Here is a 25,056-nt window from a genome sequence, read left to right on the forward strand (position 1 = left end):
TTAAAACCATAAAGTGGGAGAAATCCGTTCCCGTTGTTTAATCGCCATAATTATACTGGAGTTTCACCAAAGTCCATAATGGCCACTGTCTACATTCAATATGCAAGCAAGGCCTGGTCAGGTCGACATAATGTGCCATCGGTGCAATAACTTTGAAGGTTTTACAATAAACCGTCATCCATCACCATTTTCCATTGGACAGGGCGATGTGTTATAATTTTAGCCGTCTCAAGAGGAAAAACAATCAATGGAACCAAACAACCCTCAAGATGAATTTTATCCGATCCAGACCATCAATCACCTGCTCAATAATTGGTGGAAAATTGTCCTGTGGGCGGGGATCTTTGGCATATTAGGCCTGGCTTTTTCATATCTCAAACCTCCAAAATACGAAGCAGAAGCCATTTTTTCCTCAACGATCGATTACAGTCAAATCAACTTCGAAAACCTTGTTAACGAGAGAGGGCAGCCACTGGAAATGACCCAGTATGATCTTGACCTGGCGCTCTCGTCGGTCCAAAGGATCATCTACCAGATGAAAGACAATGCCCTCGCCTACGCGCAATCCCTTGACCCAAACCTCGAAGCCGGCACCTTCGAATATAACATGGCCGTTGAAAGGCTGCATGACCGCTGGTATCTCCGCTTCCGGCACGAAGACCCCCAAATCGCCCAATCAGTGGTCAATTACTGGGCTGAAACCGCCATGACCCAATTGGAAAAGGAACAGGCTGACAGCAAAATCGAGCCCTTTGTGCTGTCGAGCTTGATTGCCCGGGCCACCTTACCCAATCGACCCCTTTACCAAAACAGGAATATCCTGGTCCTGGCTGGGACCATCATCGGGTTGTGCCTGGGGATTCTGCTGATCGATATACGCTACCGTTTTATCACAAGCGCTAAACAAGGTTAATCAAAAACCATGCTGTCTCGGATCACCAGCCACCGGTTTTACCAGAGTCTTTGCACCCTTCTTCTGGCCCTGGTGTTAATGGGTCTGCCATTAACAAGCGTGCCCTTTCTTACCCGGGCAACCGGGGTACTGGTGGCGCCCTTTTCAATACTGCCCTTGTTCGTCCTTGTCCTGATCTGGTTGATCCCTTATTTGCTCCGCCGTGGGTCCTTCCCCAAAGAAATGACAGCCATTTTCTATTTTGTCATTGTTGTCGTCATCAGTTCAGCGGCTGCATATTTCCTCGATGGGTTTTATATGCGCGGCAGAACTTATTTTGGTCAAAGCTTGCGAGCTCTATTTACATTGGCGATTGGGCTCAGCTTCTATGTGACCCTGTCTGCCTATCTGCGCCAAAGATCTGTGCTGCAGCAAGCTATGTTATTCATTTACATCGGCGGCATGGGGTTGATCCTCTGGTCGGTGATGGAAATCATCGTCTTACATCGTTTCGGCAGTGTGCAGAATTTCCCTGCCTGGCTGACCCGCATCAAATCCGTGCTTGTTTTTCAACAGCCAGGCATGCTCTTCACCAATCGATTAACGGCGCTGGCTTACGAACCTTCCTGGTATGTGCTGATCTTCACCCTGGTGCTCTTCCCCTTATGGTTATCCGCCGTATTTCAACGAAAATCACTTTTTTCAATCAAGCTGTGGCGATTTATAGTTGAAGATATTTTGTTATTAGCGGGGATGACCGTCTTTATGTTCAGTTTTCCTCGTATCGGTCTGCTGGCATTGATTGTGATGCTGCTCTATTTTGGAATTCAGTTGACCAGACGACTGTTTGGCAAAATTCATGCCTGGCTGATCAACCACAAGAGGTTCAAAGTCGGCGATACAACCCTGTTCCGAACCGTTTTAACCCTGGCTTTAGTGACCCTGACACTCATCATTCTGATCAGTTCAGCAGCGATTTTCATCAAAATCGCCAGCCAACAAGACGCCCGTTTTCAACTGATCATTGACCTGTTTTCGACAAAGGCATTTAAGGAACTGCCCACCTCTGAAACAGATATTATCCTGTTTTCACGTGGATTAGCCTTCATGGAACGCACCATTTATTGGTTTGGGGGATGGAGGATCTTTGCTGATTATCCCTTTGGCGTTGGTTTGGGTAACGCGGGTTTCTACATGGTTGATCGAATCAACAGCCTGGGCTATGGGTCTTTTGAAGTGCGCAATATTTTATACCAGTCGACTTCCTTGATGAACATCAAGTCCCTATGGATCAGGCTGTTGGCAGAAACAGGCTTTATTGGACTGAGTGTTTACTTAACCTGGCTGTACCTGCTGTGGCGAAATAGCACATTCATTCAAAAAAGCGATGACACCCTTTTGCAAATCGTAGGGATGGCTGGGAAATTCTTCGTCCTGGCATACCTGATCGAAGGATTCAGCGTCGACACTTTTACCTTTCCCTATCCCTGGGTTACGGCAAGCTTGATTTCCGCAGGCAGCTTGATTATGCGTAAAGAAATCCAGAGCAGACGACCCATCGTAGCCAACTCTGCAAAACATTCGTCTTTTTAATTTCGTGCGTGAATGCGATGGTTTACCTCAGAAGAAATATCAGGAAGCCATCGCCCTCTTCAAAAATGGGGTAGTTTTCCAGCAAGATTTCCTTCACATCAGCCTGGCGGTCAAATTCAGCAAAATCCGTGACCAGGAACAACTCTCTTCCCTCCAGGGCTTCAGCAAACAATGCGTTTTTGTCGAGGTCCATCCCTGCCATTTCTCGCATCACAAAATCACCCATCGACATCCAATTTTGCGTTGGTTTCCAGCCCCAATATGCCAGGCGATAGCCATAATCGGGCGTGATGGAAATCACCGAGTAATCTCGCAGTTTCTCACCCAATACAGCGTAAAAACCCGGCTGATCATGATACCTGGCATGCTTGAGGCTCATTCTTGCATCCCAGAAATTAAATGCCATCCAGAAAAACGTCAGCCCGGTGAGCACAGCCAGCCCAAAAGTCTTCTTGCCGGGCAGTTTTTCGATCAACACAGCCGCACAAGCCGCCAACCCGATGCCAATTACGGGGGTCAATGGGATTTGATAGTAATTATGGGTAATAATATGATATGAAAAAACCATGCCATACAGGAAATAGCCCACAAAGATACTCAAAACCATGACCCGATAGGGTTTGTTTTTAATCACCAGGGCTCCTGCAATGCTGAATAAAAAGAATTCAATCCCCAGCGTGCTATTGATCACATCTTTCCATTGCAGATAATGAAAGGGGTCTTTCAACAAATCAGGAAATACTCTAAAGCTGGTTTGATTTTGTAGAAAACCGGAGATGTACATCCCGTCGATATGATAAATCAATGCCGGCAGGACGGTTAACCCCGCAATGAGAAGCACCTGGCGATTGGTCAGGGTCTTGATCAACTTTTGATCCGTTACCACAATCGCGATCAAAGCTGGGGCAACAAAAAATACAGTCGGCGATTTGACATAGATCGCCAAACCAGCCGTAATACCGGCAATCACCGCATTGAGCCAGTTCTTGTTCTTCGACCACCTGACCATTGTCCACCAGGAGATGATGATCGCAGCCGTCATCAATGACTCCGGTTGAAATGAACGACTTGCATAAAGTGGAAAGGGCAACACCATGTAATAAGCCAAACCGAGAACCGCACCTTTTTCTCCAACCAGCTCACGCATTAAATAGAACAAGCCAATCCCACCGATCGTCCAAAAGAAGATCGATAAAAACCTGGGGATTCGTAAGTCATCTGTTCCGAACAGTCGGTAACCCCATGCCGATAAGCGTTCCATTATTGGCGGTTCAATTTGGCCTTCTGATTTCCACTGGTGAACAGCCAGCTCCCGCTGTTCAGGCGGTGCATCCTCCAAGCCCTCATAATACATGCCCCTGGCAATCAACATCGAATGGAGCTGCCGGGTCGGATGAAAATCCAGCGGTGGATCATCAAAATCATAGAAGCGCCCCACCAGTCCAAAGAAAAACACCAAGGCGAGCATTAACCAGACCCAGTATCGATGTTCCTGAAAAAATTTGTTTTTCCTGGGTTTAGTTTCCATTTTTCATCTGCTGCTTTCGTTCTTAATAAAGTGCTGTTTTCGTTTCTCTAAATAACGGTCTCGCAAGGCGTTGACCTTTAATGGGCTCAGCAGTGCAAAAGCAACCCGTCGCCAATCTTTGACGACGACGGAAGGATTTTTCACAAAAGCCCTTCCATAAGCTTTGAGTGCTGCTGCGGGTTGATCTGCATTGAGTAAATAAAAAGCATTCAACCGGTGTGCACCTGCCAAAATCTTTTTCTCGTTTTCGGCGTACAGATCGGCAAAACGGTCATCCTTCTGCATCCATTCTGCCAGGCGATAGGCTTCTTGACCAAAACCTTCAGCATGGGCGACGTTTTTTGCATCGGCATGCATCCTGGCTGCCGCCCAAACCTGATCGGGAGCATAATGAATTTTTGTCAGCAGTCCCATGCGCAGCCACAGGTGATGATCTAACAGGTAATGATAAGACCCATCCAGATAGCCCGCTGCATCCAGTACACACCGGCGAAAAAAAACCCCCGGCTGCCCTAAAATGTTAAAAGCCATAAGATCCTTTAACCCCCAGTGGTCATAAGACATGCGGTTAAAAACCTCACCCTCCGCATCGATTGAATCAACATCACTGTAAACCAATCCAACGTCGGGATATGCTTGAAAAATGGCAACAGCCCTCTTAATGGCATGCGGGCGGTAAACATCATCCGAGTTGAGCCAGCCGACGATTTCACCCCTCGTCCGTTGAAATCCCTTATTAATCGCATCAGCCTGCCCCTCATCCGGTTCAGATATCCAGCCTGTCAGGCGGTCAGCGTACTTCTGGATGATCTCCAGGCTGCCATCCTGCGATCCCCCGTCGATGACCCAGTATTCCTTATGGGAATAATCCTGGTTGATGACGGATTGAATGGCGCTTTCAAGAAACTGGCTCTGATTGAACGAAGGTGTGATGATCGAAACAAGAGGTTTCTCAGCCATGCTCATTTCCCAAAATACTGATCAAAATCAACCTTGGGAAACACCTGCAGTTTTCCACCGACGGTAGCATCCAATACCTGGCGACCATCAGCTAAAAAAGCCCGGTGTGCCATTTGATAAGCCACTTCCGATGTCTCCAAATCGGGGAGTTGCCAGCGAAACCCTTTGCCAAAATAGTGTGGGCTGAAATGATTGGGGTCATCCCCTTGGGATTCAACCGTCTGGTTGGGCTTGCCCTTTGATGAGAAGCTGTGATCCACCCCGATTAACACCACCGTTGAAAAACCCATGTGGTAAGCCAGTTGCAGGGCGGTATAGGTTACTGTTGCACCTTCCCATACGCGCTTGCTGACATCTTTAGCAAATTTCGGGCCAGTGTACGTTGTATAGAGGAAATGCAGGTTGTCTTGAGGTTCAAGCCAGCGATGGGCACGCCAGGAAATGAACACAGGCAGGGATAGTGCCATGATCTCATGGGCACACTGCTCAATCACCAGGTCATTTACCGATAGAAAATAAGAGGTCGTAAAGCCCCATTCTTCCCAGGCAAGGTAGATCCGATTTAATCCAAAACTGTATTCATCCCTGATTTTCTGAATATCGGTTTTATTCAAGCTGGGACCGTTGCCGATAATTACACACCGTTCACCCTTATGAACGTCCTTAAGAGCGCGTAGTTTCTGGATGCTGTCGCGCCGCCAGGGATGCAGGGCAGCCTCCACACGACCTGGAATCCTCTGGATCCCATCCCAGCTCGACCTCCCAAATTGCCACACGCGATTTGGTACGATCCGTTTGATCAACGCTTTAGGGTTCATTCTGTACTCAATCGACAGGTTGCACCGCCATCGACGATCATCGCCTGCCCGGTCATAAATGAGGACTGTTGATTATCAGCCAGGAAATAAATCGAGCGGGCAATCTCCTCGGGTTTACCGACCCGACCGTTGACCGTCTTGCGAGCCAAATTTTCCAGCCGATCAATGATGGTGCCGTCACCGACATGGCCGCGACTCAAGCCCGCACGCAGCATGGGCGTATCCACGGCGCCGGGCAAGATGGCATTGACACGAATTTCATCCGGGGCAAACTCGATCGCCATTGCGCGGGTTAATGCCAGCAGTCCACCCTTGCTGGCAGCATAGGCGGAAATATCCGCTGAGGTAACAACAGCATGCACCGAAGAGACGTTAACAATCGCGCCTCCCTGAACTTTAAGCAAGGGATGCGCCAGCTTGGCGCCTAAAAACACCGAACGCAGGTTGGATGCCATCACCAGGTCCCATTCTTCGGCTGTCGTCTCTAAAAGCGGTTTGGCGATCTGTACGGCAGCGTTGTTTACCACAGCGTCCAACCGATCCGTATAAGCGGATACCTGTTCATATATGTTTTCGATTTGCTCGGGTAGTGAGATATCCGCCTGGATATACATCCCGTCTTCCGGGAAGCCCGCGTACTTCGGTTGGCGATCGACGCCAATCACCCGCCAACCTCGTTCAGAAAAGATGCTTACCGTCGCGCGGCCAATGCCCCCTGCCGCGCCGGTAATGAGTAAGGTTCTGGTTTTTGTTTCAGACATCATATTCTTCCTGATCAAGCCGGTTTACATAGTCGATATTCAATCGTTTTGCCGTGTTTTCAAGCCCCATATTTTTCTTTGAACGCATCAAGCCGACCTGCATCGATTGCGAGACCTTCCAGCAAATTCCTGATTGTGTTCCAGTGCACTCGCTCCCAAAACAGGGGGCTCGAATTTGAATTATGTGGCGCCAGCATCACCTGTTCCATATGCCGCAAGGGGCTATCCGAGGGCAGGGGTTCGATTTCAAAGACGTCCAGGGCTGCACCGCGCAACGCATTCCTTTGCAGTGCCGAGATCAGGGCTGATTCTTCCACAATTGGACCGCGGGCAGTGTTGATGATCACGGCTTCGGGTTTGCAAAGAGAAAGTGTCTCTGCGTTGATCAGGTGATAACTGGACGGGTTCAGGTCGCAGTTGATGCTGATATAGTCTGCTCGAGATAGCAAATCATCTAAATCGGTCATCTCTACCCCGTATTCCAGCAAGAAATCCGGCTCAATCTCAATGATGTCATTGCCCAATATTTTCATCCCGAATCCCCGCGCCCGCCGAATGACCGCCTTACCGACATGACCCACACCAACCACGCCCATGGTGCTCTCTGCCAGGGTTCTTCCGACAATTTTCTCCCATGCTCCGCTTTTTACCTCTGCATCCAAACGTGTGAGGTGCCTTGAAAAGACCAGCATATAACCGATCACACTCTCAGATACCGGTACAGTGAAGGCGTTGGGGGTATTGCAAACCGCCACGCCCAGTTCATTCGCTGCAGCCCGGTCAATCGAATCGATGCCCGTTCCCCACTTAGAGATCACCTTCAGACGCGGAAGACAGGCTTCAATCACCCGCCGGGTAAAACGATCATCACCGCAGATCACGCCATCGAATGCCCCGGCATGAACAAGGATTTCCTCCTCGGAAAGGCGTTCATGGACGGTCGGTGTGATCAGGTCAAGGTCGAAGGCTTCCAGAACAGGACGAAAGCGCTTCATTTCAGGCAGCATATAGGGCGCAGAGATTAAAACCGTTTTCATAGGCAAATTCCTTATAAAATAATTCAATGGGTAAAAAATTCAATCTCATTCGCCATGTATCTGACGATAGAGCATATCGGTAATGATAAAATCCAGTTCATCATCGATATCCTGGGCTTCACGGGCAGGAATTTCGAACATCAATGGGCGCTCACCCAGACGGTTACGGCGTTTAATCAGGGTTTGCCGTTCGAAGATGTACACACAGGAATTTTCTTCGTAAATAGGCGGCAGGTCCTGGGTGCGCAGGAGGATGTTTGGGTTATGGTTGATGGGTCTCCCAAGCTGATCCCACAAACGGGTTTGATAACGCGTGACCCCAAACAATGAATCATATTCGGGGATGGCGCCCAAAAAAGCCCCGATCGCCGCTGAAACCGTTTCAGGTCGCAGCAGGGGGTTGGTTGAATGGGTTTGCAGATAAAAATCGGCTTCGATTATGCTGGTATCGTGAATCAGGATCTCGTTCATCGGAACCTGGTCCCCCCGTAAATGCTCCGGTCGAGAAATCACTTTTACATCGGGGAAATGATCGTGCAAACCGGTGATGATTTCTAAACTGTCGGTATCGACTAGGATCGCTTCAAGCTCGGGAACCTTCAGCAAGGTATTGATAATATGATGAAAAAGTGGCTTTCCTGCCAAAATACGGTAGTTTTTTCCGGGCACCCGAACCGATTCATGGCGCATGGGCACCAATGCAATTATCTTTTGAGTCATAAACTTACCTTTAAACGTGTAATTTTCTCGTCTGTTATTATAACCCGGAATCCAACAGGTTGATGATGTTATGCCTGTTAGGACATCGGTGCAGAATAAGCACACTCCGAAAAAAAGCAGGCTAAAAGGCGCTTTTGATTGTTCTTTTCGCTGATATTTTGGCTGGTTGTGATACTCACACCTCTGGCAGCAGAAAATTACCGCCCTGTAGCAATCCTTCAGAGATCGCTTTTAACGTCGGCGAGTGTTCGGGCAACAAATCCTGCGGGCTAAAATCCTTCAAGCGCACAAAGCCAGGCCAGATGCCATCCGGCTCTAAAAAGTGGTCAAAGGGCAGGGATGTGCGGAATAGTTGAAAATAGAGAAAGCGCCTGGCATTGAGCCGATGCACTTCTGGCGCACTGACCTTTTCAGAGGTTAAAAATTCCTCCAACTGAGCCATATATTCAGCCCGGGTTTGAGGGAAGAAAACCGTCTCCAGTTGGGTGAAGCGGGCTTTTCCAGCGCACAGCACCGGCGCACCCATGATCGCAGCCTCCATGCCGATGGTGGAATTATAGATCATGACAAATTTTGCTCTCTGGATCATTTCGTAGGAGCTGAAGTACTCATCCGGCTTCACAAAGACCGCATTCGGCAAGCTGTCAACGCCCCGCTCCTGAACCCATTCCGCCACACTTTCCTGGCTGGCTTTGCCCGGCCGCGATTCATCAGGATGTGCCCGGATGACAAATAATGTCTCCGGATGGGCTTTGATGACCGTCAGAACCTGATCCAACCAAGAAAACATATCCGTGAAAATCACATTCGCGTGGGGTTGGCTGGTGTCAAAGATCACATTGGTAAAGATGGGGACCACCTGCGTAAAAGATTCCATCCGTTTGAGAAGGGTCTCATCCAGGCGGGTCATCTCCGGCCAAAATTGGATGCCAGCCATGCTGAAATCGCCCTTAAAACGTTTGGAGAGATATTCATCCAGTTCTGCGTCTTGTGCAGGAGTGAGTTGAAAATCTTGCGGGATGTCAACATCGTAAGCCGTCGCCTCGCCTTCAGTAAAGAAAACCGAAAAGGGGCGCATACCCACCTCATGTGAATACACTGGCACGCCACGTTGTCGTGCCACCCACCGGGCGGATGCCTCCGGAAAAAGCATGCCATTAAACACGACCACAGCCTGCGGCGATTCTGTGATCACCAGCCAGTCGAATTGCAAAGCCACTTTATAAGCAGAAAGAATGAAATAACGGTAAAGAACACGGGTAGGTTCGTCATCAATCAGATGATGACGGCGTAATACCCAGCGCATGGAAGGCAAGCACAGGTCGCCCAGGGGGAAGTCCTCAAACCGAAAATGGCGTAATTCATCCAGGCTTGTATTTTGTAATTGTTTAGCCAGTTCCTCGCTTGATGTGGAAATTAATCTACTGACCTTCGATTGGTGATAGATGATTTTCGATTGCGTCAAACACTGATTACATGGCGGTAGTCGATAAACATCGGTTCGATCTGTTCCCTGGACACAGCGAGGCATCCCCTGATGACAAACAAAATTAATCACCCGCACCCCTTGCATACGCAAGGACCAGCCGGTCAGCATGGCAAAGGCAGCATTCAAACTTAAACCGCTGATACGGGTTGATGCGTTAAACAAAAGAATGGTCTTCGTTTCGTCGGGTTTTGGGGCTGCTTTAGCTACCCGAGTTGCCATCTGACGGATATCCTGATTAACCTTTCGTCGCAAAGAGCGGTTAGCCAGGAACTCTTGGGAAAGCTGGAAGAAGGTCATACAGGAACTCACATTTCTAAGTGCTGTATTTTCTCAGCTTTTTGAGGATCGATTGTTCGCTATCGTACACATGCTTCACGCCATCTCCCAGGGCTTTTTCCGTCACCCGGATGTATTTGACCAGTGTACGCATCCCCTGCGGTTCAACCGAAGCTGCCTGATCCGTGCCCCACATCGCCCGGTCAAGAGTCACATGGCGTTCTACCAGGCAGGCGCCCAAACCTACGGCAATGGCTGATGTTACCAGCCCCACCTCGTGCCCTGAATACCCGATTGGGCAATCAAATGTTTCTTGCAGGGTTTGAATCATCCTCAAATTTAACTCATCCGGCGGGCAGGGATAGCTGCTGGTGGTATGGCAGATGAGCAGTTTGTCCAGCCCCAACACGTCGACCGCTGCTTGAATCTCTTCCATGGTGGACATTCCGGTCGATAGGATGGCTGGTTTCCCGGTTTCTTTAACAGCCCTAAGCAGTTCATGGTCCGTCAGCAAAGCTGAAGGAATTTTGTGCGCCGGGGGATTATAAGCGTCAATGAAGGCCAGGGATTCAAGATCCCACGAGCTGGCTAACCAATCAATACCTAATGACTTGCAATAAGCATCAATCTCATCAAATTCATCCCGCCCAAATTCCACCTTGTAGCGGTAATCTAAATAAGTGATATAGCCCCAGGGGGTGTCGCGCATCTGATCTTTCTGATGATCAGGAACGCTCACCGCTGGCGTGCGTTTTTGGAATTTCACCGCATCAACGCCGGCATCAACCGCCGCTTTGATCAATTCCCTGGCAATTTCAACCCGACCGTTATGGTTGATGCCAATTTCTGCTATGATATAAGTGGGGTGACCATCGCCCACCAACCTGGTTCCAATTTGTATCTCTCTGTTCATTTATGCTCCCTTAAATCTATTAACGATCCGAGAGGAAACTGCCGATCAATTGCATATCACATTGTTCGGTACACTTGATCCCCGGCGTCAGGTCAAAGTGATCCATGCGGAATTTCCTGTACTTTTCGCCATTCCAGATGTCAAATAACGATTCAACTCTCGCATCACCCAGGATAATCTCATTATTAAAATCTTCCACACATTCCGCACATTCGCCGTTAGACTTGACCGTCATTGACGACCACGGGAACTGGCAGAATTCAATCCAGTGTATGGATTGAGTCTGCTGTTTGTTGTCCTCATACCATTGCTGATCCTGGCTCTTCAGGTACACATATACATCACAGCCATCGAAAGCTTCCTGCAAGCGCTGGAATTCATCCTGCTGCCAGGGCTTATTCAAATTGATCATTGTGATAACAATCTCGGTCTGAAAATTTCGCTGGGCTTTGTAATCCAACAATTTTAAGATGTTCTTGTAAGATTCAGTGAAATTCGAAGCCTGACCGCGCACTTCCTTATGACGCAGGTCGTCCACGCTCTCGATTGAATATTTGATATAACCCAATCCGTTTTCAAAGGTCTCCAGGGTGCGTTCCATGTTAATATTCGCCGGGTTGCAGGAAAAGTAAGATTCCAATCCTCTTTCCGTCATCCACTGCACGTACTGGGGCATGTTTTTATCCAGCAAAGGGTCGCCATAGCCATGCAGAACGATCACCCGCGGAATCACGTATAAAAAGAAGTGATTCTCGCTCATATCGTCCTTATCGATGCCGTAGTTCTGCTTGACAAAGGCTTCCCATTGCGCCAATTGTTCCGGCGTAAAGGGCTTTAGCTGATCAATGACGCGCTTGAACAGCTCGGGCGCCATAGTTTCGATCGGGCGAGTCATCATGGTGGTGCGGGGGCACATCTCACAACGCATGTTGCAGGCGTTGGTGGTTTCAATATTGTAAACCACCGGTTCAGGGTTACGATAGGATTCAAACGTTTCCATCAGGGTTTCACGCGGCATCCTTTCTCCGCCCATTAACCGATACTTAAGGTCATATACTTTCATGTAAAAATCAATATCAATCATTTATGCTCCAATTTATAAGACTCAAACAATCGGTGTCACGTCAAGAAGACCTGACACCCAGATGATCCATGATCAAATCGCATAACTCCCTCACAGCGCCTCTTCCACCGGGGGCAGAAAGTACCCGATCGGCTTGCCTGATGACAGCAGGATGCGCATCGACAGGCACAGCCGCAAAAGCCACCTCGGGAAATACCGGCAGATCATTAATATCATTGCCCATAAACACAACCTGTGAGTGGTTGAGCTTTTTATCGGCGATAATGCCACGAATGGCACTGACTTTGTCCTGCACAGCTTGCAGCATTGGCAATTTTAATTTATTGCAGCGCGCTTCCACTACCGGGTTGGTCTCTTTGGAGAGAACCATCACATCAATGCCCGTCAACCTGCGCAGGATTTCAAGCCCCAGGCTGTCTGAACGATTGGAAGCCACCATTTCCTGTCCATCTTCATTGACCCACACCCGGTTGTCGGTTAACACGCCGTCAAAATCAAGCACGATCAATTGGATATCTTCAGGTAACCGCCGACGCTGATTGGCAGGGTCGACCATTGTCAGTTCACGGGTATTGTTCAACACGAGCTGTTCAGCCGCAGGCCAATCGGAGGGCATATCAATGTCAACGGTATAGCGTGGGTCAATCATCAATGGCAGGATGGTTTTGCCGGTCATCGAGTGCTTTTCAAGAACGGTTTTTGCCCACAATGCATCGATATGCCCGGTCTGCCAGTAAACATCTGGCAGGGCTTGCCGCGGGGCGTTGTAGGCTTCAGGAATACCCTCAACTCCCAGTAAGGGAATCATGATCGAAGTTTCGCCATCAAGCGTCCACATTTTAAAAGGGTTTTGCCCGGCGGGAACAACCCCGCGCACACTGTCCGCCTGGGGGTGTTCCAGCAGCAGGCGGATCGCCTGGTCAACACAGTCCAGGGGCCGGATTGGCGAGGTCGGCCGCAGCCACACCAGGATCTCAGGGTGATAACCTTCATGTTCAGCCAGCCAATCCAGGCAGTGCTGCGCAACCGGCAAATCCAGAGTGTCATCCCGAGCAATCGATTCAGGACGCAAAAAAGGCGTTTCTGCGCCATAGTGGCGCGCCACCTCGGCGATCTTTTCATCATCCGTGGAGACAATCACCCGGGTGACCAGCTCGGATTGCAAGCCGGCAATTATACTATACGCAATCAGCGGAAAGCCAGCAAAATCCTTGATGTTTTTCCCCGGAATGCCCTTAGAGCCGCCGCGCGCCGGGATGATCGCCAGAATATCAGGTTTCATTACCATGCAGTATACCCTCCATCTACGATCAAATTCGCACCGGTCATGTAACTTGATGCATCAGATGCCAGAAACAAGATGGCTCCATTGATCTCATCGATGTCTGCCATGCGTCCTAAGATTGCTTTCGCAGAATAGCGGCGCAAAAAATCATCATCATGCCCATTAAAGATGCCGCCTGGCGTCAGGGCATTAACACTAATGCCTGTGCCCGCATAATAGGCTGCCAGGTAACGTGTCAATCCAAGTATCCCGGCTTTGGTGACCGGGTAATCAACGGGTTTGAACTGCTGGCGCCCCTCAACCTGGGGATAAATGCTCTGGTCCGCACCTACCAACCCATAAATTGACGAGATGTTGATGATCACACCCGAACCCTGCTGCACCATGCTCTTCACGGCTGCCTGGCAGCTTAGAAAAACGCCGGTTAAATTGACCTCCAGCGATCTCTTCCAGGCTTCGAGGGCATAATTTTCAAACGCATTAGCCGATTGGTCGCCCAGGTGCTGCGGGTCAAATTTCGGATCGAGGGCAGCACAGTTGACCAGCACATCCAGCCGCTCATATTCCGAGAGGGTATGTTCAACCATTCCTGCAACCGAACCCGGATCGGTTACATCGACCCTTATCGCAATCGCCGGGATTTGGCTGGCGCGTAATTCCCGGGCATGTTCGTAAGCTGCGCTGAAATCGATGTCTGCAATGACAACCCGTGCCCCCGCTTCACCCAATGTGCGCGTAAATTGTCGGCCCAGCAATCCGGCGCCTCCCGTCACCAGCGCCGAACGTCCTTCTAATGAAAACTTATCAAAGATCGTCAAATTTCATTCCTTATTCTGACTGACAAATCATCGATGGGTATTATACCTTCGGGTTAGCAATTAGCGACTGCAGCGCAAACACTGCAGGCTTTGCTACCTTCATTCCTTTTTTCAGTAATGAAGTGGCTATTGAAACAGATCAAGCGTCTCACCCAGAACGGCTGCTTTATGGACGGCGGTGGTGAGGGCTAAAGATTTGATCCCATCTGCCAGGCTGCACCGAGATGCTTCCTGCCCGCTAATCACCGCTAAAAAATGGCGCATCTCCGCCAGGAATAAGGCATTCCGTTCAAAATCTGCCGGCGGTTGAATATCGTCCCAGCGACCATCATTGGCATCATAAACCCGGGCTGCCCCGTTGGCGTTATCCCAGCGGATTAAACCTGCAGTGCCGCTGATCTCCAACCAGTGCGCCGGCGGCTGTTGAAAAAAGTCCAGATGAACCGAGCCGATCACACCGTTCTCAAAACGCAGGGTGATCTCAGCCAGGTCTTCCACGTCGATCTCAAGGTCAGAGACCCGGTCGGTGACGGCAAACACCGACCTCACCTCGCCAAACAGCCAGCGCAGGTAATCCAGCGGGTGACAGAGCGTGTTGACCACGCCGCCGCCCAGGTCTGCCCTGGCGGAATATCCCTGGCGGTAGTCCTCCCAGGGATGCCAGCCCGGCAGATACTCGCCCCAATGGGCGCGGAAGTGGAGCGAGCGCCCAATGCCACCGGCATCCAGAATCGCCTTCACCCGCTCCAATACCGGATGAAAACGAAATTGAAACCCGATCAGGGTTTTGATCTTTTCGGCGTCTGCCAGGGATCGCAGCCTTTCAACCTCCAACCCCAGTTGAGGTGCGATGGGCTTTTCAATCAGCAGATGGCATCCAGCTTGCGCGGCTGGGATGGCTACATCCAAATGCAGCGCAGTCGGATTGGCGACAATCACAGCATCCGGTTGATGCGCCAGGGCTGCTTCGAGGTCCGTTTCAACAGGAAACGGTGCCAGCTCATCCTCCGGCAATGTGCTGCGGTGCGTGCGATACAGCAGGATATCCCGTTCACCCAGGGAAACCAGGTTGCGCAGGTGTCGCCTGCCTATTGAGCCCAAACCTGCAATTAAGAATTTCATGTTGACTTCCCAGTTTGAAACATAAGTCTTGTTGATCACAGCCGGGTCAATTCAGCCAGTGGTAAAGCCGATTGACCATTTTCTGTAGGGCATAACGGATTAAGCGTACGTCAGCCAGGCGCTGCATCAAACTCCTGGCGCGAGGTTTTACAACCCGCACTGCCGAAGAGAGACCCGTCTGCACAGCCAGCGCCACCACCTCCTCAGAAAGGGCGTTTCCCATTAAGCGCATGGTTTGCTGGCGGGTACACAGCCGCAGATACCCCTTGGCATCCATCAAGTCATCCATCTCCACCATGCGCCCCATCACGTGTTCACCCCAGCCTGTGGGCAGCATCTCCGCCAGGACTTCCTGGAGCACAGTCTTGGGACACACCATCTGGAAGTGATGAGCAGAAACCCAGGCTTCAAGCCCATCATAAGCAACAATGATGTCCTCAATTCCATCCACTTCCGCCTGGTAGACCTCCCAGGTGCGACCGCTGTTTTCGATATACTCTTCCTCCCACTTGTGGGGCATCAGCAAACCGCGCTGAACGATCAAGCCAGATTTTTCGACAAAATCGATGGTGCTTGTCGAGCTCATTGCCACGCGCTGACGGATATAAAAACCCGTCACCGCGCCCACATTGGGAAAGGTATCGATGATTTTAAGATGTTCGCCCAGCCAACCGGGCAAGTGAAAGACGTCATCATCCGTATACGCCACAATCTCTCCTGGGGCTGTGTCCACAATCATCCGCAGAGCGTTCAGCTTGCCGATATTCTGTTTGGAAAGCAGCAGGTAATCGATGGCGCCCTGTTCGTACAGGGATTGAAGATATGCCACCATCTCAGGGCAACTTCCGTTATCAAAAACCAGCAGGTCATAAGCCTCGTGTGTATTCGTCAGAATGCTTTCAATGGTCATGCGAGTGACATCCAGACGGTGTTGAAAATAACCCGCCTGGTAGGGCGCATAAACCAGCACCGCCACTGTCGTGCGCGCCGGTGAAAAATCCAGTGTTTTTCCGCGGGAAGGATTAATGCCAATACGAGCCATTTATTACTCTCTGTTCATTGATCATCTTCAGTTCACATTGCGATGTTTAAGTTTTTCTGCCAACCAACCCCGCAGCTCACCGTAGCCTTTTATCGGGTGAAACAGCGCAAAGAATAGCCAGCCCAAAACGCGCGAATGTAGACGAATAAGGGGAAAAATCTCCACTTCACGCCAGAAACCGCTCCAATCCAGGCGTTTTCGTTGCAGCCTATCTGCGTTCAGCACATGTGTGACATCATGAAGTGTGAAAATTGTGCGCCGTCCACCTCCCAGCCGCACATTGACGCCAGTCTCCGGTTGGTAATAATGTTTCAGCCCGCCCGGCAGGTGGCGATAATCATGGTTCTGATGCACGACGGTCACCACCTCTGAAAGGTCAACTACCGGCCAACCCTTCCAACGCGCCCGGAAAATCATCCAGTTGTCCCATCCCGCCCTGCCAACCGCAAAATCCGGGATGTCTTGAAAGCACGCCCGGGGGAAAATAAAATAATCGCTGCCAGTAGGTGTGTGCAAAACACCCTCATCCCGAATGCGCGCCAGCAATTCCTGTTCCCAACCTTCTGAAAAATCCATGGGCGCATCAATATCCATATCCCAACGCTGACCCACAGCCAAAAAGCGTTTTTTTACGCCTGAAAGTCGCCGCACAGCATCCAGTAAGTCCGGCAAGAACAGAATGTCGGCATTGGCATAGACCAGGAAAGGGGATTCACTCACCTCCCGCGCGAGGGCAAAAATCGAACTGATCAACGGTGTTCCTAACTCGTTGCAGCGTACACCCGTGAGATGCATCAAACCCAATTCCTGGCAGTGCTCGGCAATCCCGGGCTCATCTCCGATCACAACCACCTCGACCTCATCGCCCAGCGCCTGCCAGTTGCGCAGCATATTGTCCTGAATCATCCTGATATGCGGGTCAGTAAAGGGTTTGGGGGCGGTAAACAGGGTTAACAGCGGCATCGTTCAATCAGCCTCATCATTTGGGAGGGGCAACCAGGCCTGGCGAGGGAAAAGCTTCTGAACTGCCTGTCGATACAACATCCCTGCCCGCCGCTTTAAACGCACCATCCGCTCACGAGTAGGTTGTGGCTGAGGTACGTCAGCGGGTAAGGGTTGTGCCAGTGCGGTCAGGTAAAGGTTCAACAGCGAGGAGCGCGGAAAGCCGTGGCGATGAAAAAAGAATACATGATAGCCAGCCTGCTGTAAAACCGCCTGCAGGCTGTGCGGGGTATAACAGGCCAGGTGTGCCAGCTCAAAACTGTCATGAGCATAAAAATTGGGCACCTCCAGCAAGAGGATGCCGCTTTCATTAAGAAGCTCTCTGCGGATTGTGCTCAACATCCCCACCGGGTCTGGCAGGTGTTCCAAAACATGCACCAGGCTGACCAGGTCAAACCTGGGCGGGTTGTCCGCTAACAGCTCGTCAAGCGCCGCATACATGTTAATCCCCCGACCCTGAGCATACCGCCGGTAAGCCTCTCCCGGTTCAACCCCGACCACAGTGCTGCTGAAGGCGTCTTTAAACGCTTCCAGCAGGGTGCCGGTTGAGGCGCCAATATCTAAAATACGCCCCGGCGGATCGATCCGCAGTGTGTGCAATATTTTAATCAGGGATAGCGCCCGATGTTCCTGTACCCACAGGTCTTTTACTGTTGGCTCTTCTGAAGATTGGTAAATTTCGCGGTATGTTTCTGCATAAAAAGCCGGATCTGACGCCTGGCTGGCTTGTGGAGATTGATAAATCAACCCGCAATCTGTACATTGGAAATACTCCAGTGGAAAGCCAAAGGATTCCACCTGAGTAAAAAGATCATATTGGTCAGATCCACATACCAAACAAGTCATAAACAGCTCGCTAAACCGGTTTAAATTCGATTATATCATTCTGCAACCGGTCTAAGCCTCCACAATTATCAGATCGTTTACAATCGCGTCCTCAGCAGCAAAAGACACCTTTCGGCTAACCGGTTTGAGCCGCAGTTCCCCACGATCAACCCCGATTCTCAGTTGGTGTCTCCGGGTTCTGCCAGGCATCATTGAAAACGTGTATCTTTATCCAGAAAATCTTTTTGAACCACTTCGGCATTCAAGGCTGCCAGGTCGGGACGTTGCTCCAGCAGGGAAATGATTTCATCCAGTGAAAATTCGTCGGTACACTCAAAATGCTCGTAAATCTGCTGAATCAAAGCCAGATCCTCAGGAGTATCCACCGTCAGGCGATAATGGCTTAAGTCGGGTTCGTGGTCAAGCAAAACGACTTTAAACCGCCCTTCCTGCTGGTAGAAATAGGGCATCACATGCTCCCGCTCGTGTTTTTGCTCAGCCTCACACCAGGCGCGCGCCAGGTTGTCAAAACTCACCACCTCGGTATCCATACCGATGGGCGTGGTGCGCTTGAATGGCGGTGGCAAGCGGTTGGCAGCAAAATCTGCCTTGTGTTCAAAAAAACTGTGTACAGTCCGATCGATTAGACGGGGGTCAATCACGGGACAATCCCCGGTTAGCCGCACGATCGTTTCAGCGCCAAACAGACCCGCTGTTCGATAATAGCGGTCGAGCACATCGAGGGGGCTGCCGCGAAAATAGGGGATGCCAAATTTCCGGCACATCTCGGCGATGCAGTTATCCTCCGGGTCAGACGTAGTAGCTACAACCACCTGTCCGATGGTGCTTGCGCGCCGCACCCGGGTCACCTGGCGAACGAGCATTGGCTTTCCACAAACTTCCTTAAGAACTTTGCCCGGCAGCCGGCTGGAACCCATCCGGGCCTGGATAATGGCTACAACTGAGGAATCTCTGGCAGGCATATGCAGTGAATTTACTCCAAATCCTCAATACGCAGGGAAGCCACAATGGCATCGTAATTGTCCAACTGAGCAGATACTTCCTGCTGATCGGCATTGAACCCAATCAGGTAAATCACCCCCGAATCTTTAAATACGTACACCGCCTGGGTCAGTTCCAACCCACCTTGCTTGGTGAGGGTGATCCAGCGCAGGGTATCACGCCCACCAATCGACAGTCGGCTTTCCTGCAGAATTTCAACATCATTTCCCAACAATGTGCCCGCCAGGGTCGAAAGCAAGTTCAGGGGCATGAAAGCGAAGTCTTTATTCTTAATCACCACAAAACTGGTTGGAACAACGGCAGTGCTGCCCTCGTCATAGCCCCACATGAGAATATTAGCCTCGGCGTAACCGGTCAGGTTGTCCAGGCCAACTAGCACCACGCCAAGACTATCAACAAGGTCAGTCAGTTCGGTAACAGAACTGGCTACATAATACGATTTAGGAACCCACAGGGTAATCATGTCATGATCAATTACTCGGCTCTCTTCCCAAAAGCCTTCCGGGGGCACGTAGTCGGGTAGATGATTTGCTGATTTCCGAAAGGGAAGGTTGCAGGCCAGGCTGGCCAGAATCAGTATGACTGCAATAAAAAGAAAAGGTTGTTTTTTCATAAGCGGTTGTACCAATAATGATCTTTTTTCACCGTTAATAAACGCCACTGCATTCTATCGCATTTTGACCTGTTCTGCTACCGTTTGAAAAAGATCACATCAGCCGAGGAAAAGGGGTTACCCCTGCGATAATTGGTAGGCACTCAATAGTTTGGGAAAGTTAATTCTCCAATCTGCACGTTCCTCCGCCAGCAGTCTGGCACGCCTGCCATAATCAGCCAGGTTTGAATCATCAACCAGCTTCAGAATTTGATTGGCTAATGCATTGATATCGCCATCACTGAACAGATCACCCACCTCACCGGGCTTGACCCATTCGCAATTGCTGGGGATGTCAGAAACTAAGACCGGTCGTCCGCAAGCCAGCGCCTCCAGCAGGGATACCGATGAGCCATCACAGTGCGAAGGGCTGATAAACAGGTCGCCAGCCCCATAATAAGCAGGCAATTCCTCGTGGGTGATCCAGCCAGGAAAGCATACCGCATCACCTGCAGGGGCTAAAACGTCCCGAATTCGTTCTGACTGCGGTCCATCTCCTGCGAGCAACAGGCGTAGATCAGGGCGGCTTCGATGGACAATCAAAAAAGCTCGCGCCAGGTCATCCACACCATAGGGCACAGACCAGGTACGGTTGCAAAAAAGGACAAACTGTTCCTGCCAGCCCAGGTCATGTTTGAGTGCCTGCCCGACTTCTCTTGCTCGCTCTGGCGAAAAATGACCCAAATCGACACCCCAGGGCAGAAGAGCCATCCGCTGGCGCGGGAACCTGTAACCGGCTACCCGGTCAGCAACTGTCTGGCAGTCTGCGACCAGAACTGCGCTGCGATCCAGGACACACTGAGTAACTCTGCGCATCCAGGGACTGCGCCCTGCATTCCGCAGCAGGTCAAACGCCCAGGACATGCTCACCAGCGGTGTAAATTCAGCCAGTGCTGCTGCCAGGGCTGGACCCTGGATTGGGCCGGCATGGATCAGGTCTGGTCGCAAATCCATCAGGATGCCCCGCAGTTGATGAACGCCTGCCTGCCACCCTTTCCAATGTGACCAATCCGGCTGTCCCTCCCTCCAGGTCAGTTCTGTAATCTTCATGGGGGTATCAGGTGTACAGGCATGCATGCGCAAGCTGAATACCTCGAGTGAAGTCTCAGCCAGCGCGGATAAAAATCGCCGGTCATGGGGGCTATCCTGTGCTGTGAAATAAAGAACCCGCATCAGGCCTCGATTCTCCGGCAACACGCAGTCAAAATACGGTTACGACTCGCCAAATTGGGTCCAGTACAGCGCCTGACCGCCTGGAATCCGCACCAGAGCAGTTAACCCAATGACCGCGTTGATTTCATAGGGCAAAATCGCTCCCGGTGTGGCAGGACGAAGGACATCGATCATCTCCCGGGTGATCACCTCGCCCGGTTCAATTTCTCGAGAGGCTCGCAAACAACGCCGCTGAATGATGACCGTCTCCTGTTCATTGGCAGCCACAAACTTATCACCGGAACCCATCGCTCTTTCCAGTTGACGGGTTGCCCTGACCATCTCTGCCCAGGATACAGGGTTCATGGCAAAGGGATGATCCGGACCGACACGATCATTATCATCGGTGAAGTGTTTTTCAATCACTCGTGCCCCCAGGGCAACCGCCCCCAGCACCGTCGCATACCCATGGGTATGATCCGACAGACCTAAAACCACATCAGGGAACATCGTCCGATAGGTTTTGAGGACGTTCAAATGAATGTTGTCAAAGTTGCCGTCTTCGGCGGTGTAATTGGTATTGCATTGCATCAAAACCAGCTGCGGGTTGATCTCCAAAATGGCGTGCACCGCTCGCTGAACATCGCCGATATTCGATGCACCGGTTGCCAGCAGCACCGGCTTACCTTTGCTGGCGATGCGTTCAACCGCTTCAATCCAGGTGATATCGCCCGAGCCGATCTTGTAAGCCGGCACATAATCATCCAGCATATCTGTGGCTTCAAAGTCATAGGGTGAGGAGAAATAATGGATCCCCACCTCATCACAGGTCTCTTTCAGCACCGGCGTCCACTCAAAGGGAATTGAAGCCTCCGCATACACTTCCGAAACCGACTTTTTCCACGTGGCCTGGTGAGAAACCTGGGCATCCATGTGGGAGAAACCATAATCCGATACGATCTTCGGCGCCTGGAAGTTCTGGAATTTGGCGGCATCCGCTCCGGCTTCCTTCGCCAGGCGAATGAGCAGCATGGCACGCTCCAGGCTGCCATCATGGTTAGCAGCAATATCGGCAACAAAATAGGTGGGGTGCGCATCGCCAATCAGGCGATCAGCAATTTTCAGGTCCATTGTAGCTCCTATCCCGTAATTAGTTATCTTGAACTTATCGAGATGTGTACGCCTGCAGTGTATCTGGATAGCCTTCCTGCCAGCGCTGATACAATCTCTCAATCCCGGCTGATACCGAAGGCAGCGGGTGACCAAGGGCAGCCTGGACTTTATCCGGTTTCAAGGTCAGGTTTAACGCCCGCGGCGCACCGCGTGCCATCTCGAGCATGCGAATGGGTTCGATCAACTCGGCGTTAAATCCAAAACGTTCAGCGATACGCATGCCAAACTCGTATTTGCTCAGGTGTTCTGGGCTGACCACATGGTAGAGGCCAGATAGTCCTGCCGCCAGCATCTCTAAAAGGGCTTCCGCCAGATCTTCTGTGTACAGTGGACAGAAGAGCGTATCCGTAAAGCCCTTGACCCGTTGTCCAGCACGCAGATTGTTGAAGAAAAATTCTGCCAGGCTGCGCTGACCGGACATGCTCCAGCCAAAGAACACCACCCGGGCAATGATCGCCCCCGGGTATGCTCCACAGACCGCAGCTTCGCCTTCCAGTTTCGTCCGAGCATAGACACTCAGCGGGTTGGTCGGTGCATCCTCGGCATAGCCGCCGCTGAGACCATCAAAAACGGCATCCGTCGAGATGTGGATCAGCGGGATGCCCCAACGCGCGGCAGCGTCAGCCAGTTCAGCGGGCAGATCTCGGTTCATCTGGCGCGCAAGTTCAGGGTTGCCTTCCGCCAGATTCAGATCGGCAATAGCCGCACAATGGATGATAGCTTCGGGTCGGGTTGTTTCAATCGCGAGGAGCGCGTCCTTGGTCTCCAGCAGGTTCACTGAATGGGCATCAAAAGGCACGCCGCTCAGACCATGTTGATGCGTAAGTCCGACCACATGATGACCGCGGGCAGCCGCAACCAGGCTCAGATTCAAGCCCAGAAGCCCACTGGCGCCAGTCACCAATAAACGCATTTTAAAAGCCTCCGTGGTTGGTTTCATTTTCGAAGGCGCTTACCATTGCCTGAATTTCCTCCACAGAAAGCCATTCGGTGTTGTTGTCCGAGGCGTAGTGGAAGCCTTCCGGCAGCGGGGATCCTTTTTTAGACCAATCATAGCCAAACCATAAGGCGGCTTGTGGTTGAACAACGTACATATCCGCCAGCTCAATAGTTGTGCGGGCTTCATCCTCTGAAATCAGCACCTCGTGCAGTTTTTCGCCCGGTCGGATGCCGATGGTACGGATTTGTGCCTCCGGGGCAAGCGCCTTTGCCAAGTCTATCATTTTCATACTGGGAATTTTAGGGACAAAGACCTCACCACCCTGCATGTTTTCAATGCAGTTGATCACAAACCGCACGCCCTGCTCAAGAGAGATCCAAAAGCGGGTCATGCGCTCATCCGTAAGGGTAATTTCGCCCTTTTCCCGCTGCTGAATGAAGAGCGGCACCACACTGCCCCGTGAGCCGACAACATTGCCATAACGCACACAACTGAAGCGCGTCGCTTTTCCACCTGCATAAGCGTTGCTCTGGATTAATAATTTCTCGGCTGCCAATTTGGTGGCGCCATATAGATTGATCGGATTGACCGCCTTATCTGTGCTGAGCGCCAGAACCTTCTTAACCCCTGCATCGAGGGCAGCATCCACGACGTTGCTGCTACCCAGAATATTCGTTTTAACGGCTTCCATCGGGTTATATTCGCAAGCCGGCACCTGTTTGAGCGCTGCCGCGTGTACGACCAGGTCAACGCCATTGAAGGCGCGTCGCATTCGTTCCCGGTCGCGCACATCGCCGATAAAATAACGCAAATTCGGATGCACGAAGCCAGCGGTTTGCATCTCGTGCTGTTTGAGTTCATCCCGGCTGTAGATGATCAAACGGGCCGGGTGATATTCATTCATCATGACTTCAACAAATTTCCTGCCGAAGGACCCCGTCGCACCGGTCACCAGTATATGTTGTTTGGTCCAATCCATTATGATCTCCTGGAAGTTTTGCTAAAAATTATACTTCAGATGGATTTTTAGGCGTTGCCCCATCCGGTTTGTGAATGACAATTAGCGGGTATTGCCCAATGCGGCCCAATAGCCGGGGGAAGCGCTCCTCTAACCAGTAAATCACCCTCAACCAGAACTTGCCGCCCCAGTCCGGGTAAATCACAGATCGCAAAAAGGCCACACTGACACTCCGCCAAACCAGGATTTCAAATGGCATTCGATCATCCAACAAATTGATCAAACCGTCGACATCAAATTTCTCCACAAAGGTCCCGGCCTGAGGAGGTGAAACTTGGCTTTCGGTCTCTTTAGATTCGGCGCCTGGCATATCGCCGCGGTCGCTTATGCTTGCGTCTTTCTGACCTGCTCTTTTATCTCGCCAGGACCTTAAACGCTTGACAAAAGCCATAAGTTTTTTCAGGGGCTTCAACAAGGGAGCATGCGTCCATCCATCCACCACCACTGCCTTCCGCCCTGGTTTAAGCACACGATACAGCGAGTCGAAAGCCTTTCCCTTTTCGTCCATGGGCACATGATGGATCGTGTGCAGCGCAGAAATACCATCAAAGGTATCCGATTTAAACGGTAAATGGACAATGTCCCCAACCACAAAAAAACCATGCTCGCCCAGGCGTGCGCGCGCCTCTTTAAGGCCCACAATCGAGATGTCCATACAAACCCTCGCCCGGTAACCTTCGGAATAGAGCAAGTATTCCGGGTACTGGACCGGACCGGAGCCCGCATCCAGGTAATAGGTTCCTTCATGTGCCAGATGACGTTTTACCCGCATGTGGCAGCGGTGCAGGTACTCCTGTGAAACCGGACGTAAGTCCTCATACTGGGCATTCTGGTACAGGGTCTCACCGATGAACTGCCAGCCAACCCGGTCATAAAATTCTCGAACAGACTGTTTGATATTATTTTCGCTCATTTAGGGTGTAATAACCGGCT

General features: G+C 51.0%; 24 protein-coding genes. 2 read left to right on the forward strand and 22 right to left on the reverse strand.

Features of this window, described 5'->3' with window-relative positions:
• Positions 1 to 247 precede the first annotated feature (247 nt).
• Positions 248 to 913 carry a YveK family protein gene (locus CFX1CAM_RS10450; RefSeq protein ID WP_087862969.1) on the forward strand — a complete coding sequence of 222 codons (666 nt, stop codon included), beginning with the start codon at positions 248 to 250 and terminating at the stop codon, positions 911 to 913.
• 9 nt (positions 914 to 922) lie between these two features.
• Positions 923 to 2,485, forward strand: coding sequence for an O-antigen ligase family protein (locus CFX1CAM_RS10455; protein WP_087862970.1), 1,563 nt, complete (start codon positions 923 to 925; stop codon positions 2,483 to 2,485).
• Between the two features lie 22 nt (positions 2,486 to 2,507).
• Here CFX1CAM_RS10455 and CFX1CAM_RS10460 read toward each other — a convergent pair whose 3' ends face one another.
• The 22 genes from CFX1CAM_RS10460 to CFX1CAM_RS10565 all read right to left on the reverse strand — a co-directional run bounded on the left by CFX1CAM_RS10460 (position 2,508) and on the right by CFX1CAM_RS10565 (position 25,036).
• Positions 2,508 to 4,013: a glycosyltransferase family 39 protein gene (locus CFX1CAM_RS10460; RefSeq protein WP_087862971.1), complete on the reverse strand. Its 1,506-nt coding sequence runs from the start codon at positions 4,011 to 4,013 to the stop codon at positions 2,508 to 2,510.
• 3 nt (positions 4,014 to 4,016) lie between these two features.
• Entirely contained in the window at positions 4,017 to 4,973 is a 957-nt protein-coding gene (locus CFX1CAM_RS10465; protein WP_157891859.1) for a glycosyltransferase family 2 protein, read from the reverse strand.
• Between the two features lie 2 nt (positions 4,974 to 4,975).
• A complete protein-coding gene (locus CFX1CAM_RS10470) occupies positions 4,976 to 5,791 on the reverse strand; it encodes a 6-hydroxymethylpterin diphosphokinase MptE-like protein (protein WP_087862974.1) in 816 nt (271 codons plus the stop codon).
• A complete protein-coding gene (locus CFX1CAM_RS10475) occupies positions 5,788 to 6,552 on the reverse strand; it encodes an SDR family NAD(P)-dependent oxidoreductase (protein ID WP_087862976.1) in 765 nt (254 codons plus the stop codon). Before CFX1CAM_RS10475 ends, CFX1CAM_RS10470 begins: the two co-directional genes overlap by 4 nt.
• Positions 6,553 to 6,611: 59 nt before the next feature.
• A complete protein-coding gene (locus CFX1CAM_RS10480; RefSeq protein WP_087862977.1) occupies positions 6,612 to 7,589 on the reverse strand; it encodes an NAD(P)-dependent oxidoreductase in 978 nt (325 codons plus the stop codon).
• Between the two features lie 45 nt (positions 7,590 to 7,634).
• Entirely contained in the window at positions 7,635 to 8,309 is a 675-nt protein-coding gene (locus CFX1CAM_RS10485; protein ID WP_087862978.1) for an acylneuraminate cytidylyltransferase family protein, read from the reverse strand.
• A gap of 175 nt (positions 8,310 to 8,484) precedes the next feature.
• Positions 8,485 to 10,095, reverse strand: coding sequence for a capsular polysaccharide export protein, LipB/KpsS family (locus CFX1CAM_RS10490; protein WP_087862979.1), 1,611 nt, complete (start codon positions 10,093 to 10,095; stop codon positions 8,485 to 8,487).
• A gap of 16 nt (positions 10,096 to 10,111) precedes the next feature.
• Positions 10,112 to 10,987, reverse strand: coding sequence for an N-acetylneuraminate synthase family protein (locus tag CFX1CAM_RS10495; protein WP_087862980.1), 876 nt, complete (start codon positions 10,985 to 10,987; stop codon positions 10,112 to 10,114).
• Between the two features lie 19 nt (positions 10,988 to 11,006).
• Positions 11,007 to 12,071 (reverse strand): radical SAM/SPASM domain-containing protein, encoded by a 1,065-nt coding sequence (locus tag CFX1CAM_RS10500; protein ID WP_087862981.1) that lies wholly within the window; start codon positions 12,069 to 12,071, stop codon positions 11,007 to 11,009.
• 40 nt (positions 12,072 to 12,111) lie between these two features.
• A complete protein-coding gene (locus CFX1CAM_RS10505) occupies positions 12,112 to 13,359 on the reverse strand; it encodes an acylneuraminate cytidylyltransferase (RefSeq protein WP_197687135.1) in 1,248 nt (415 codons plus the stop codon).
• Positions 13,353 to 14,174: an SDR family oxidoreductase gene (locus tag CFX1CAM_RS10510; RefSeq protein ID WP_087862983.1), complete on the reverse strand. Its 822-nt coding sequence runs from the start codon at positions 14,172 to 14,174 to the stop codon at positions 13,353 to 13,355. The genes CFX1CAM_RS10505 and CFX1CAM_RS10510 overlap by 7 nt, the downstream gene beginning before the upstream one ends.
• A 126-nt stretch (positions 14,175 to 14,300) precedes the next feature.
• Entirely contained in the window at positions 14,301 to 15,296 is a 996-nt protein-coding gene (locus tag CFX1CAM_RS10515) for a Gfo/Idh/MocA family protein (protein WP_087862984.1), read from the reverse strand.
• A gap of 46 nt (positions 15,297 to 15,342) precedes the next feature.
• Positions 15,343 to 16,338, reverse strand: coding sequence for a glycosyltransferase family A protein (locus CFX1CAM_RS10520; RefSeq protein ID WP_087862985.1), 996 nt, complete (start codon positions 16,336 to 16,338; stop codon positions 15,343 to 15,345).
• A 27-nt stretch (positions 16,339 to 16,365) separates the two neighbouring features.
• Positions 16,366 to 17,301, reverse strand: coding sequence for a hypothetical protein (locus tag CFX1CAM_RS10525; protein WP_087862986.1), 936 nt, complete (start codon positions 17,299 to 17,301; stop codon positions 16,366 to 16,368).
• Between the two features lie 3 nt (positions 17,302 to 17,304).
• Entirely contained in the window at positions 17,305 to 18,186 is an 882-nt protein-coding gene (locus CFX1CAM_RS10530; protein ID WP_087862988.1) for a class I SAM-dependent methyltransferase, read from the reverse strand.
• A gap of 188 nt (positions 18,187 to 18,374) precedes the next feature.
• Positions 18,375 to 19,148 carry a cytidylyltransferase domain-containing protein gene (locus tag CFX1CAM_RS10535; RefSeq protein ID WP_087862989.1) on the reverse strand — a complete coding sequence of 258 codons (774 nt, stop codon included), beginning with the start codon at positions 19,146 to 19,148 and terminating at the stop codon, positions 18,375 to 18,377.
• 11 nt (positions 19,149 to 19,159) lie between these two features.
• Entirely contained in the window at positions 19,160 to 19,801 is a 642-nt protein-coding gene (locus CFX1CAM_RS10540; protein ID WP_087862990.1) for a hypothetical protein, read from the reverse strand.
• 117 nt (positions 19,802 to 19,918) lie between these two features.
• Positions 19,919 to 21,013, reverse strand: a complete 1,095-nt coding sequence (locus tag CFX1CAM_RS10545) for a glycosyltransferase (protein ID WP_087862991.1) — start codon at positions 21,011 to 21,013, stop codon at positions 19,919 to 19,921.
• Positions 21,014 to 21,052: 39 nt separating this feature from the next.
• Complete coding sequence (locus CFX1CAM_RS10550; RefSeq protein ID WP_087862992.1) at positions 21,053 to 22,123, reverse strand: N-acetylneuraminate synthase family protein; 1,071 nt, start codon at positions 22,121 to 22,123, stop codon at positions 21,053 to 21,055.
• A gap of 34 nt (positions 22,124 to 22,157) precedes the next feature.
• Positions 22,158 to 23,078 (reverse strand): SDR family oxidoreductase, encoded by a 921-nt coding sequence (locus CFX1CAM_RS10555; RefSeq protein ID WP_157891861.1) that lies wholly within the window; start codon positions 23,076 to 23,078, stop codon positions 22,158 to 22,160.
• A gap of 1 nt (position 23,079) precedes the next feature.
• Complete coding sequence (gene pseB / locus CFX1CAM_RS10560; protein WP_087862994.1) at positions 23,080 to 24,084, reverse strand: UDP-N-acetylglucosamine 4,6-dehydratase (inverting); 1,005 nt, start codon at positions 24,082 to 24,084, stop codon at positions 23,080 to 23,082.
• Positions 24,085 to 24,112: 28 nt separating this feature from the next.
• Positions 24,113 to 25,036, reverse strand: coding sequence for a class I SAM-dependent methyltransferase (locus CFX1CAM_RS10565; protein ID WP_087862995.1), 924 nt, complete (start codon positions 25,034 to 25,036; stop codon positions 24,113 to 24,115).
• Positions 25,037 to 25,056: the final 20 nt, after the last annotated feature.

The sequence above is a fragment of the Brevefilum fermentans genome, from assembly GCF_900184705.1.
GTDB classification, from domain to species: domain Bacteria; phylum Chloroflexota; class Anaerolineae; order Anaerolineales; family Anaerolineaceae; genus Brevifilum; species Brevifilum fermentans.